Annotated in this window: 11 protein-coding genes; 8 read left to right on the top strand and 3 right to left on the bottom strand. The window is 29.9% G+C overall.

The genetic code is table 11. The features are described from left to right. Together BLV79_RS01040 and BLV79_RS01035 are read right to left on the bottom strand one after the other, a co-directional pair. Positions 1-378 (bottom strand): response regulator, encoded by a 378-nt coding sequence (locus BLV79_RS01040; protein WP_074715245.1) that lies wholly within the window; start codon positions 376-378, stop codon positions 1-3. Positions 379-575: 197 nt separating this feature from the next. Then, positions 576-1,943, bottom strand: coding sequence for a citrate/2-methylcitrate synthase (locus BLV79_RS01035; RefSeq protein WP_074715242.1), 1,368 nt, complete (start codon positions 1,941-1,943; stop codon positions 576-578). Positions 1,944-2,173: 230 nt separating this feature from the next. On the opposite strand from BLV79_RS01035, the gene BLV79_RS01030 reads away from it, so the two are divergent. The 6 genes from BLV79_RS01030 (at position 2,174) to amrA (ending at position 8,495) form a co-directional block, all read left to right on the top strand. Further along, the gene (locus BLV79_RS01030) at positions 2,174-2,593 is read left to right on the top strand and encodes a cytidine deaminase (RefSeq protein WP_074715240.1); all 420 of its coding nucleotides are present in this window, start codon (positions 2,174-2,176) and stop codon (positions 2,591-2,593) included. A 380-nt stretch (positions 2,594-2,973) separates the two neighbouring features. Beyond that, the gene (locus BLV79_RS01025; RefSeq protein ID WP_074715238.1) at positions 2,974-4,122 is read left to right on the top strand and encodes a histidine kinase N-terminal 7TM domain-containing protein; all 1,149 of its coding nucleotides are present in this window, start codon (positions 2,974-2,976) and stop codon (positions 4,120-4,122) included. Positions 4,123-4,166: 44 nt separating this feature from the next. Next, positions 4,167-5,384: a GHKL domain-containing protein gene (locus tag BLV79_RS01020; RefSeq protein WP_074715236.1), complete on the top strand. Its 1,218-nt coding sequence runs from the start codon at positions 4,167-4,169 to the stop codon at positions 5,382-5,384. A 108-nt stretch (positions 5,385-5,492) separates the two neighbouring features. Continuing rightward, positions 5,493-5,774 carry a hypothetical protein gene (locus BLV79_RS01015; RefSeq protein WP_074715233.1) on the top strand — a complete coding sequence of 94 codons (282 nt, stop codon included), beginning with the start codon at positions 5,493-5,495 and terminating at the stop codon, positions 5,772-5,774. A 16-nt stretch (positions 5,775-5,790) separates the two neighbouring features. Further along, positions 5,791-7,083: a dihydroorotase gene (locus BLV79_RS01010; protein WP_074715230.1), complete on the top strand. Its 1,293-nt coding sequence runs from the start codon at positions 5,791-5,793 to the stop codon at positions 7,081-7,083. Positions 7,084-7,142: 59 nt separating this feature from the next. After that, positions 7,143-8,495: an AmmeMemoRadiSam system protein A gene (gene amrA, locus BLV79_RS01005; RefSeq protein ID WP_074715227.1), complete on the top strand. Its 1,353-nt coding sequence runs from the start codon at positions 7,143-7,145 to the stop codon at positions 8,493-8,495. A 91-nt stretch (positions 8,496-8,586) separates the two neighbouring features. On the opposite strand, the gene BLV79_RS12665 is transcribed toward amrA, so the two are convergent. Beyond that, complete coding sequence (locus BLV79_RS12665; protein ID WP_159429307.1) at positions 8,587-8,736, bottom strand: hypothetical protein; 150 nt, start codon at positions 8,734-8,736, stop codon at positions 8,587-8,589. Positions 8,737-9,119: 383 nt separating this feature from the next. Between BLV79_RS12665 and BLV79_RS01000 the strand changes: the two genes are divergently transcribed. Continuing rightward, positions 9,120-11,213 carry an elongation factor G gene (locus tag BLV79_RS01000; protein WP_074715224.1) on the top strand — a complete coding sequence of 698 codons (2,094 nt, stop codon included), beginning with the start codon at positions 9,120-9,122 and terminating at the stop codon, positions 11,211-11,213. Beyond that, on the top strand, positions 11,194-12,642 hold the full coding sequence (locus BLV79_RS00995) for an InlB B-repeat-containing protein (RefSeq protein WP_083354388.1): 1,449 nt from the start codon (positions 11,194-11,196) through the stop codon (positions 12,640-12,642). The genes BLV79_RS01000 and BLV79_RS00995 overlap by 20 nt, the downstream gene beginning before the upstream one ends. Positions 12,643-12,740: the final 98 nt, after the last annotated feature.

Below are 12,740 nucleotides of genomic sequence, written 5' to 3'. Positions count from 1 at the left end.
TTATCTCCCTTCAAGGAACTTTTCTACTACTTCTATAACCTGATTACGATCTATAGGTTTTTGTATAAAATCCTTTGCACCCTCTTCAATAGCAATCTTTAGCTGAGATTGTGTGCCAACAGAAGAAGCGATAATGATAGATGCATTTGAATCAAAAGCTTTAATTTCTTTTATTGCTTCAATACCGTCTTTTCTAGGCATAACAATATCTAGAAACACCAAATCAGGTGTTTCCGATTTATATTTTTCAATAGCATCTTGTCCATCTTTTGCTTCAATGAAGATAGGAGTGCCAATCGTTAATATAATATCTTTTAATTGTTTTCGTGCAAGCATAGAGTCGTCGCTAACTAAAATTTTTAAGTCTTCAATATGCATAAAAACGCTCCTCCTATGTTAATAATTGGCAATATCATATTTAGTACTAAAGAATATATCGAAATATTTTTTTAAAAATAAAGCATAAAAAGAAGAATTTGATATTTTTTTAGATAGAAAAAGGGTAAAAAGAATAGAGTGAATCTATTTTTTACCCTTAATATAAAATGATTTATGAATTTATATTATTTATTGTATTAGTCATGTTTTTTCTTCGTTGGATAATCTCTATGTTGCCCAACGTATTTATAAGCTGGACGCATAATTTTGTTGTTATATATAAGTTCATCCATACGATGTGCACTCCAACCCGCAATTCGTGCAATGGCAAAGATAGGAGTGTATAATTCTACTGGTAAATCAAGCATATTATATGCAAATCCACTAAAGAAATCGACATTAGGACTTACACCTTTATAAATCTTTCTTTCTTTTGCAATTATTTGTGGAGCTAATCGTTCTACAGTTGAATAAAGCTTAAATTCATCAGTTCGTCCTTTTTCCTCAGAAAGACGTTCAACAAAAGAACGGAAAATAACAGCACGTGGATCAGAAAGAGAGTATACGGCATGTCCCATACCATAAATTAATCCTTGGCGGTCAAAAGCTTGCTTGTGAAGTAAGCGTGTTAAATAATCAGCAATTGCCTCATCGTCGTTCCAGTCTTTTACATTATCTTTTAAATCATCAAACATACCCATTACTTTGATGTTTGCACCACCGTGTCTAGGACCTTTTAATGATCCTATGGCTGCAGCAATTGCGGAATATGTATCTGTTCCCGAAGAACTTACTAAATGTGTAGTAAATGTTGAATTGTTACCACCGCCGTGTTCCATATGTAGGATGAGAGCAATATCTAATAATTTAGCCTCTAAAGGTGTAAATTTAGAATCAGGTCGTAACATATGGAGAATATTCTCTGCTGTTGAGTAATCTTCTCTAGGGAGATGAATAAATAAGCTTTGACCTTCATGATAGTGATTGTATGCTTGATAACCGTATACTGAAAGTTGGGGAAATAAACTTATAAGTTGCAAGCATTGACGTAATACATTAGGTAATGAAGTATCATCAGCATTTTCATCATATGAATACAAAGTTAGTACACTTCGTGCGAGAGTATTCATCATATCTCTACTTGGGGCTTTCATAATAATATCTCTGACAAAATTAGTTGGTAATGTTCGATATGTTGCTAAAAGTGTAGCAAACTCATTAAGCTGTTGTGGAGTTGGTAATTCACCGAAAAGTAACAAATATACACATTCTTCATATCCGAAATGATTAGAATCCTTTTGATTTTTTACAATATCGAAAACATTATATCCTCTATAAAATAATGAACCTTCTGTAGGAATAAGTTTACCATCAACTTCTTTTGTGGAACATACATCTGATATTTCTGTCAGACCTACGAGAACACCTCGTCCATTTAAATCACGAAGTCCTCTCTTGACTTCATATTGACTATAAAGATCTAAATCAATGTGGGAAGTTTTTTTACATTGTTTAACATAATCTTCAATAGTGGGATTTAATTCATAAAACTGATTGTTTCCCATAAATAACCTCCTATAAATAAAATTTTCATTCGCGCTCCATCTTCAAAATATATTTTAACATAATAAAGTCGAAAAGTACAATAATTGACATTTAAAAGTCTATAAAAGTGAATTTTTTAGTTTGCTAGGTGTGATATATTTTGTTTTCTTGATGCGATTTGTGATATAATAGATAATACGAATAAGGGATACTTAAAACACCTTAAATATTTAGTGTCAAGGAGCAGAAAATGAGCGAAAAAGATGTAAAACAATTATGTGAATTAGCAATAAAGGCAAAAGAAAATTCATATTCTCCGTATTCACACTTTAGAGTTGGAGCGGCTTTACTTTCCGGTGAAGGCAAAATATTTACGGGATGTAATATAGAAAACGCGGGTTTTACTGCGACTAACTGTGCGGAAAGAACTGCATTTTTTAAAGCGATTTCAGAAGGTACAACCGATTTTAGAGCAATAGCTATATCAGGTGACGCGGATGATTATTTGTATCCATGTGGTGTTTGCAGACAGGTAATGGCAGAGTTTTGTAATTTAGATGATTTTATTATTTATCTTGTAAAAAATATTGATGATTATAAGGCTTTTACTTTAAGAGAATTATTTCCGGGTGCATTTACACCAGATGAACTTGAAAAGGGAGTTAGATAATATTTAAAAGAATAAAAAAGAGTTTATAATTCTTTATAGTTCTTTTTGAAATAAGTCATAATTTGTCCATATTTAGTGAATATAATAGTTAGTGTGAAGGAAGCAATTCCTTCTCCCAATTATTCCCTTTTTATTAAATAAACATTTTCATAACTAAACTCCTCGAGAAACACCGAATTGAGCAACCAATTTGGTGTTTCTCATTTTTTTATGAGCAAATTTTCAATCAATAAATTAAGATAAATCTATTTCATTAGAAAATTTCTAAAATCAATATAATTGCCTAATTTGTCACGGTAACGTGTGATTATGGTATTGAAAAAAAGAATTAAATCTTATAAAATATCACATGTAAAAACAATAGTTGGAGGCTGAATATTGTGACATTTAATATTAATTTTGATTTGTGTGCGATTGTGATAAATACATTTTTAATGTATATATTGGTAAATAGAAAAGATATGAGCAGAAATTATAATAAGGTTTTTTTAGTACAGATGGTTTGCGCATTATTGTCATGTGTTTTTGATATTTTAAGTGCAACTGCAATAATGAATAAAAATTTTAGCAAGCTGGCAATAGCTTCTTTTACGTCTTTTTATAATTTATTCCATAGTTTTATTCCGTTTATGTACGTTTTGTATGTTATCTTGTTGACAGGAGTTATCCTTAAGGAAAAAAATGAAAAAATCCGTATTTTTTGTGTATCAATTCCAATAATAATTATAGTGGGACTATTATCTGTAAATGGAATATATCATTTTGTCTTTTCAATAGATGATAATTTGGAGTATCATAGAGAACCAATGCTGTATTTTATTTACATTTGTGCTTTTTTATATATTATTCAAGGTGTGTATTATTTGATTAGATATGGAGCTGCTATTTCTTCAAAAAAGAAATTATCAATTTATTTGTTAATTGTTTTTAGTATTGGTTCAATAATCTTTCAAGCATTTTTTACATCAATTCTAGTTGAACTTTTTGCGGAAGCAATTACTTCTTGTGGAATTTTATTTTTCACGGAAGATGGAGTAGATGTTAAAAACCCAATAACTAGTATTTATAATAAAACTGCCTTTATGGAGGATAATGATATATTTTATAATTTAAATAGAGAGTATTTTGTATTTGGAATCAAAATTTTAGATTTTGATAGAATAAAATTGCGATATGGTAATACTAATACAGAGAAAATGCTTAATGAGATTGCTTTTAAATTAGTCGAAATTGCTGATGAGGAATCAGTATATGAGTTAGATAATGGATCATTTGCAATTCTAGTAGTCAAGTATAGTGAATATAAAATAAGCAAACTTGAAGATAATATAAATAAAATGTTTGAAAAAGGTTGGAATTATGAGAAAATAGTAATAGATTTAATGGTACAGGTTAACAAGATTTTTGTACCTCAAGATGCAGATTCTGTTACTAAACTTATTAATAAAATTCAAAAAATACAGATTAAATTAAGTCCAGAATCTGATAAAATAGATTTGAAAGAAAAAAACTTAGTACATTATGTATAGTTTTTAAGGAAAGGATGGAAGCTTAAATTAAGTGATAAAACATTATGAAGAAGAAATATACATATAGACAATTAATCTTAGCAGAAAGAGACCCATTTATTCAAAGGCAGAAGATTTCTGCCTTTAATGCGTTATTACAAATTATGGCATTGCTGTGTTTTTCATTAGTTATTTCGCCTATTACATCAGGAGCCTGGAAATTAGCAGTAGTATATTTAGGATTAGGAACATGGTTTTTGATTAATGATTTGTTTTTAAATAAAATAAAAAATCACATTCTAGTTTTATTTACAACTCTTACAGGAGCGTATTTGATTTTGGCATATCAGTTTTGGATAGAAAGGAATATGGAATTCGGAATGGACGCATATTGGCTTTGGATTATAATCGTTCCTTTTATTGCAAATTTTTCTGGAGGAATATTTTATGGGAATATTGCAGCCTTGGGAGGTTGGATACTTGCTGTTATATTTATGTGGAGTCCTGTAAGAGATTTGGTTCAAGATTATGGTACAAATATGACCACATTTTATCCGATAGATTATTTGTGCGTAATGATTGTTGCTTCATGTATCCAATATAAAATGACTTCATATCAATTATTTAGAAAAGAAGCTGAGTCGGAATTAGCTTTTAGACAAAAAGAGAGATTCCAACGTATGGAAGAACAAATTACAATTTATGAAGAAAATGAGACAAATATCAGAAAACTAAAACATGATATAAGGCACTTTAATCGAGTTTTACGAGCTTACTTAAAAGATGGAGAAGTAGGTAAAGCTTTAGAATATTTAGATCAGATTGCCGGAAAGCTAGAAGATGTAAAAAATACAAATTATTGTGACAATAAGCTGATTAATGGTTTACTAACGGTTTATGTTTCACATGCAAAAAAGAGTAAATGTGACATAAAGGTTAAAGCAATTGTTCCAGAACTTATAGCAATTGATGCAATTGATTTGACGTCGATTATTGCAAATGCAATAGAAAATGCAGCAGAGGCTATTCGTCGAGTAGAAGAAGAAAAAAGATATATAAGGGTTTCAATAATTTATGATGCAGGTAAATTAAAAATAGAAGTTAAAAATTCTTGCTTTTATAATACAAAGTTTAACGATGATGGCTTACCTCAAAGTAGTAAAGTGGTTAAAAGTGGAATTGGAACGAAAAATATTAAAGAGCTTGCTGAAAAATATGGTGGTTTTGCATCATTTAAACAAAAAGATGATATTTTTGTTATGAAGGCCATTATTAATTGCTAGACATTTTTATTAATTGCTTGATATGTTTTTCAAATAATAGATATAGGATATGTGTGAAAATTATAGTGATAACTTGTTGTAAATGATTGAATTATCAAGGAGGTTTTTATGCATACAAATGAGCCAAAAGAAGATAAATTTCAAAATAGAGACATTCATATGACAATTTCTCCAATTGTCAGTAAAAATAAGCAAAAGATGTTATATGTTATGTTCAAAGAACATGACAAAGAATTAGAAATTTGTATTCCTAGTTATGAAGTTATAAAAAATAATGGTTTTTCAAAAGAAGAGCTTGACAATTTAATTGTTTACTGTAAAGTAAATAAGGAACAATTATTGAAAAGAGCTAGTAAGATAAGCATTATGGAAGCTTTTTTAGGAAGATAGGCTTAAGGAGAAAAGAATGATTTTAATAAAAAATGGAAGAGTGGTTGATCCTTTAAACAAGATTGACAAGAAACTTGATATTATGATTGATAATGATATTATCAAAGAAGTAGGAAATAATTTAGAAGCCAAATATGATAAGGAAGATTTAAGAGTAATTAATGCTGATGGTTTTGTTGTGGCGCCTGGATTAGTAGATGTGCATGTTCATTTCAGAGACCCAGGTTTAACATACAAAGAAGATATACATACAGGAGCTAATAGTGCTGCAAAGGGTGGATTTACTACTGTTGTATGTATGGCTAATACAAAACCATCAATCGATAATGCAGAAATTTTAAATGATTTAGTAAAAAGAGAACAGTCTCTTTTGATAAATGTGTTAAATACTGCAAATGTAACTAAAGGAATGCAAGGTAAAGAATTGACAGATTTTAAAGCTTTAAAAGAAGCAAAGGCTATTGGACTTACAGACGATGGGATTCCTATTAAAGATGAAAAGTTACTTTTAGAGGCTTTTAGAAAAGCAAAAGAGTTAGATTTGCCAATTAGTTTACACGAAGAAGATCCGGCATTAATTGGTAGTAATGGAGTAAATCAAGGAGAAGTTTCGAAAAAAATTGGTGTGCCTGGAGCACCAGCTATAGCTGAAGATGTGCTTGTTGCAAGAGACTGTATGTTAGCACTTGAAGTCGGCAATAGAATTGATATTCAGCATATTAGTAGTAAGCGTTCAGTTGAAATTGTAGCTTTAGCAAAAAAAATGGGTGCAAATGTATTTGCAGAAGTTACTCCACAGCATATTGCTTTGACGGAAGAGGCTGTGTTATATAAAGGCACATTTGCAAAAGTTAATCCCCCTCTTAGAACTAAAGAGGACAAAGATGCATTAATTAAAGCCTTAAAAAAAGGAACAATTGATATGATTGCAACAGATCATGCTCCTCATAGTAAGGATGAAAAAATGAAATCTATTATGGATGCTCCAAGTGGTATGATAGGTCTTGAGACAGCACTTGCTGTTTGTATAACTAATCTGGTTAAACCAGGTCATTTATCATTAATGCAATTATTAGAAAAAATGACAATTAATCCAGCTAGTTTTTATAATCTAGAAGTGGGACAATTAACAGAAGGGCACAAAGCGGATATTGTAATTTTTGACGAGTCACAAAGCTGGGTAGTAGACAAAAAAGAGTTTGTTTCTAAAGCAATCAACTCACCTTTTATCGGAGAAAAGTTATATGGCCGTGTTAAATATACTATTTGTAATGGAAAAATTGTATATTCAGATATGCAAGAACTATAAAAACTATAAACCAAAAATCTGCAATAATAATATGTTATAAATAATTAAGGAGATTTTTAATGTCAGTTATAAAAAATTATATATTACCTCATCCACCTATGATGATTCCACAGATAGGAAAAGGTGAAGAGGTTAAGCTAGAGTCAACTATAAGAGCTATTTCAAATGTAATGGATGAAATTGCACAAATAAAGCCTGAAACTGTTGTTATTATTTCAGATAAGGCTCCATATTATTCAGATTATATTCATATGTTTTCAAAAGGGAAAAAATCAGGTGATTTGTCAGAATTTGGTGCAAAAGAAATAGATTTTACTGCAGAATATGATATAAAATTGCAAAAAAATATTGACAAGATAGCTAAAAATTTTGCTTTTCCTGGTGGACTAGATAAGGCTGATTATGCAAAAATTGATTATGCAACAATTATTATGCTTTATTTTTTGGCTCAAAAATATGTAGAATTCAACATTGTGAATATTGGATTATCTAATTTATCATTAAATGATCATTATACAATGGGTAAAATTATAAAAAGGGCAGCTGATGAATTAGATAGAAAAGTGGTTTGTATAGCAGCATGTGATACGGGTAGAGATGCTGATTTTACAAAAGAATTTATAGATATTTTAGAAAATAATCCAAATGATATTTTTAAAGAAGAATTACAGGATACATTTTTACAGTTTGATATTGCAAAGGCACTTGCAATGCTTAATGGAACGTTTGGAGATTTAAATGGTGAAAAAAATAACACATTAAAGACGGATGTGATTAATTTTGAAAATCCATTTGAGGTTGGTTATTTAGTTGCAAGTATACAAGCTAATCAAGATGGTAGTTCTGATATAATTGTAAAAGATGAATCGAAATACGAAAAAGAAGATGAGTGCATTAAATTGGCGCGTAATGCTGTTGAAACATTTTTACAAACTAAAGATATTGTATTAGCAGAAGAGTTAATAAATGGAGAATCAGAGTTATATAAAGAAAAGGCAGCAGTGTTTGTCTCTATTTATAACAATGATAATATAAGAGGTTGTATTGGCTCTTTTACACCAATTCAAAAAGACATTGCACATGAAGTGGTCGCAAATGCGATTAATGCAGCAACAAGAGATGTTAGATTTATGCCAGTTACTGCAAAGGAAATAAAGAATCTTTCGTTTGTAATCGACGTAATCAAAAAAGAAAAAAGTGTTGATTCTTTAGAAGAACTAGATGTAAAAAAATATGGCGTTATTATTACTTCTAAAGAAGGAAAAAAGGGTATTATTTTGCCAAATCAAATACAAATAGATAGTGTTGATATTCAATTGTCTATTTTGAAAAAACAAGTTGGATTACCAGAAGATGCAGCTTTTAAAGTAGATTTTGAATTAACTAAATTTGAAATTGAAAGACATCAATAAGTATTAATATTTCAAATAAAAATCCCCACTGTATATATGAAAATGTTTCAATAATAACATCACATATACAAGTGGGGATAAAATATATTATTTATTTTGTTTTACGAGCCAATTTTATAGCTTTTTTCATTATACTTTTTCTAATGCCCTGATCACAGAATTGTAATCTTTCGCTACGTTCCCAATCAGGTGTAATTTTTTTTGTTGGCTCATAATTAAAAGAAGAGTATAGTACTGTCATAAAATCGCCTCCTAAAAATAGCTTTGGTTTTGTTAATACTTTTAAAAAATGTTGTAAGTAATTTCTTTCCTCTTTATAGTTTTATTTTAACATTAAAATTTATCTATAAAATATCTAATGAATCCAAAAAAAAACAAAGTTTTTGTGTCGTGAGTACAATGAAATGATAGTTTAATCCTAAAAACTTTATAAAATGATAAAATAAATATAAAAAATCTGTACTTCATACACAACTGTTCGCTATTAGCGGACAATAAAAATCGCAAAATATTTTGAAAAAAGTGCATAAAAGTATTGTAAATTTTAATTGATATTAGTACAATATAACTATATAAAGAGTTTATGAAAATTAATAATACGGAATCAAGCAGGAGGAATGTTAGATGAATGTTTATACTACAGACAAAATCAGAAATGTTGTACTGCTAGGTCACGGTGCTTCTGGAAAAAGTTCATTGGTTGAGGCAATGGCTTACCTGGCAAAGCTCACTAATCGTATGGGAAAAGTAGAAGATAAAAATACAATTAGTGATTATGATAAGGAAGAAATGAAAAGGGGATTTTCAATTAAAACTTCTTTGATACCAATTCCATGGCAAGATTGTAAAATCAATATATTAGATACACCAGGATATTTTGATTTCGTAGGAGAAGTTGAGGAAGCAGTTTCAGTTGCAGATGCAGCAGTCATTGTTGTTTCAGGTAAAGCTGGAGTTGAGACAGGAACAAAAAAAGCATGGAATTTATGTGAAAAATATAATTTACCACGTATGTTTTTTGTTACAGATATGGATATAGATAATGCAAGTTATAGACAGGTCGTGCAGGATTTACAGGATTTATATGGCAAAAAGATTGCTCCATTCCATCTTCCAATTAGAGAAAATGAGCAATTTGTTGGCTATGTAAATGTTATTCAGCAAGTAGGAAAAAAATGGAATGACAAGGGCGAAGTAGATAGAGTTGAAGTTCCAGAATATTCAAAGAACAATTTATCAATATGTAGAGATGCATTGATGGAATCTGTTGCTGAGACAAGCGAAGAGTTTATGGAAAGATACTTTAATGGTGAAGATTTTTCAGAAGATGAAATTAGACAGGCTCTTCGAGTTAATGTTATAGACGGTTCTATTGTGCCAGTAATGATGGGATCAAATGTTTTGGCAAGAGGTATGTATACGTTGTTAACTGATATCGTTAAATATTTCCCATCGCCAGACAAAAGAAAATGTGCAGGTATCTACACAAAGACAAATGAAGTGTATGATGCTGATTATGATTTTTCAAAGCCAAAAACAGCATATGTTTTTAAAACAATAGTTGATCCATTTATTGGTAAATATTCGCTTGTTAAAGTTAATTCAGGCGTAATAAAGACAGATGATGTTTTGTATAATTACCATAGAGATTTTGAAGAAAAAGTAGGAAAGCTTTATGTTTTAAGAGGAAATAAGGTTGAGGAAGTAAAAGAATTGCATGCAGGTGATATTGGTGCGTTTGCTAAATTGCAGAAAACACTTACTACAGATTCCTTATCTACAAAAACTGCTCCAGTTGCATTTTTAAGGACGTCATTATCTAAACCTTATACAGCTAGACGCTATAAGGCTATAAACAAAGGTGATGAAGATAAGATTTCGCAAGCATTGCAAAAGATTTTAACGGAAGATTGTACATTAAAAAATGTAAATGATAGTGAAAATTCTCAGACATTGTTGTACGGAATTGGAGATTTACATTTAGAGGTGGTTAAATCACTTTTAGAAGAAAGGTATAAAGTCGAAATTGAGTTGACAAAACCTAAAATTGCTTTTAGAGAAACTATTAGAAAGAGCTCTGATGTTGAATTTAAATATAAAAAGCAATCAGGTGGTCATGGACAATATGGTCATGTTAAAATGAAATTTGAACCATCTGGTGACGAAAGTAAAGCGTACATTTTTGAACAGTGTGTTGTAGGAGGAGCAGTTCCAAAGAACTTCTTCCCAGCGGTTGAAAAAGGTATTGCTGAGGGGGTAAAGAAAGGCCCATTGGCTGCTTATCCAGTATTAGGAATTAAAGCAACTTTATATGACGGTTCATATCATCCAGTAGATTCTTCTGAGATGGCATTTAAGATAGCTGCTAAACAAGCATTGAAAAAAGGAATTTTAGCTGCTAAACCTGTACTCCTTGAACCAATAAATAAAATGATAGTAACGGTTCCAGATGCTTACACAGGAGATGTTATGGGCGATTTAAATAAGAGACGTTCAAGAGTAATGGGCATGAATCCTTCAGAAATAGCAGGATATACTGACATTGAAGTAGATGTTCCTGCATTAGAGTTGTATGGCTATGGTGCAGTCCTTCGTTCAATGACAGGCGGTGCCGGAGAATTTTCATATGAATTTGCGAGATATCAGCAGGCAGCAGATGAAGTGGCAAATAAACAGATAGAAGAAAGAAAGAGTAAACTTGAAGAGAGTAGTTTGTAATTTATTAGACATAAAAAATACGAATATTAAGATTTATATAAAAAAAATAAATCGAAATAGAATAATGCTTATTATATGTTTTATAATATGTGTTTTAGGAGTTCTTATATTAAAAGCAGAGACTGGTTCTACAGTCTCTGCTTTTGTTACAAAAAAAGATTATATAAGTTTTGATTCTATAAATAATGTTGCAAGACAGTATAGAAGCAATTCAAAAAAAGGTAAATGTGTTACCATTATGCCTAAAAAACAGGAGCTAGATAATGTTCCAAAATCAAATAAAAAAACTAAATATATTAAAATAAATTACAAATTGGGTAGAGGTGATAATTCGTTGTTAAATTACAAGAAAATTAAACGTTCACAATGCCCATATGAGTTGAAACCTGCTACATGTAATAATTATAAATTTGAAGGCTGGTATTCAGATTTAGATTTTACACATAAAGTTGACATAATAAATAAAGAGATGCCTGATAATATGACATTGTATGCAAAATGGACTTTTGAAATAGACAACGAAAAAAATATTCAAAATTTTCCATATAAGTCATCTATTTTTGATGATTCTAGTAAAGAATGGTTGAAATATTGTGATTATTCTTTGTTACCAATCAAAATACCAGGCATGCCAGATACTAGAAAATATGACTATAAAAACAATTATATTGATAGTAAATTTCAAATTCCACAAGGAATTTGTATAACTAATGACTATATTTTAGTGACAGCATATTCCGGAGAAAAAAATAAAATGGGTTCATTATTTGTGTTTGATAAGAACAGCATGGAATATTTAGTAACACTAGGAATGGATCCTAACAGTCATTTAGGTGGAATTGCATTTGATGGAGATAATGTGTGGATTTGTAATTCTCATGATATGGCGATAGAAAGAATTTCATATGATTTTATTAAATTAATGGCAACTACTAAAAAGGGAAAAACAATAAATGCATCTAAAATAGTTGATAAATATAAAGTTGTAAATACTCCATCAAGCATAACATATCATGCTGGACGATTGTGGATAGTTACTCATAATGTTTTTTTAAATTCAAAATTGTATGCATATTATTATAATGGAAATGCATTGAAAACACTAAATAGTTATTTGATTCCACCTCAGGTACAAGGAATTGCATTTACAGATAAAGGAAAGGTTGTCTTAAGTACTTCTTATGGAAGAACAATTGGATCTCATTTGAAAATTTACAATAATATTGCTGAAATGGCTGCGAATCCTAAAAAATTAGTTTTGGACATTGAAATGCCACCTGGCTCAGAATCAATTGATGTAGATGGTGAAAATAATATTTACGTTGTTTTTGAAACAGCTAGTAAAAAATATTTTGAGGGAACTGATGGTGGAGGAAAAAGTTTATCGCCAATAGATAAAATTTTGAAAGTTTTTATTGAAAATATATAAATACAATTGTAAAATATAATCAGATTATAGCATCAATTCGTACAATTGTTTAAAACGTTGATTATTATGACAGTTGATGGACATTAAATGTGTCATAT

It is taken from the genome of Lachnobacterium bovis DSM 14045 (assembly GCF_900107245.1).
Classification (GTDB): Bacteria; Bacillota; Clostridia; order Lachnospirales; family Lachnospiraceae; genus Roseburia; species Roseburia bovis.
The sequence above is the reverse complement of the archived record's forward strand: the minus strand, read 5'-3'. Positions and strand labels throughout refer to the sequence as shown.

Excerpts from the sequence above, each read along its gene's own strand:
- BLV79_RS01030 (WP_074715240.1), top strand. The coding sequence starts at position 2,174 with ATGAGCGAAAAAGATGTAAAACAATTATGTGAATTAGCAATAAAGGCA.
- BLV79_RS01035 (WP_074715242.1), bottom strand. The coding sequence starts at position 1,943 with ATGGGAAACAATCAGTTTTATGAATTAAATCCCACTATTGAAGATTAT.
- BLV79_RS01020 (WP_074715236.1), top strand. The coding sequence starts at position 4,167 with ATGAAGAAGAAATATACATATAGACAATTAATCTTAGCAGAAAGAGAC.
- amrA (WP_074715227.1), top strand. The coding sequence starts at position 7,143 with ATGTCAGTTATAAAAAATTATATATTACCTCATCCACCTATGATGATT.
- BLV79_RS01015 (WP_074715233.1), top strand. The coding sequence starts at position 5,493 with ATGCATACAAATGAGCCAAAAGAAGATAAATTTCAAAATAGAGACATT.
- BLV79_RS01040 (WP_074715245.1), bottom strand. The coding sequence starts at position 378 with ATGCATATTGAAGACTTAAAAATTTTAGTTAGCGACGACTCTATGCTT.
- BLV79_RS01010 (WP_074715230.1), top strand. The coding sequence starts at position 5,791 with ATGATTTTAATAAAAAATGGAAGAGTGGTTGATCCTTTAAACAAGATT.
- BLV79_RS01000 (WP_074715224.1), top strand. The coding sequence starts at position 9,120 with ATGAATGTTTATACTACAGACAAAATCAGAAATGTTGTACTGCTAGGT.
- BLV79_RS12665 (WP_159429307.1), bottom strand. The coding sequence starts at position 8,736 with ATGACAGTACTATACTCTTCTTTTAATTATGAGCCAACAAAAAAAATT.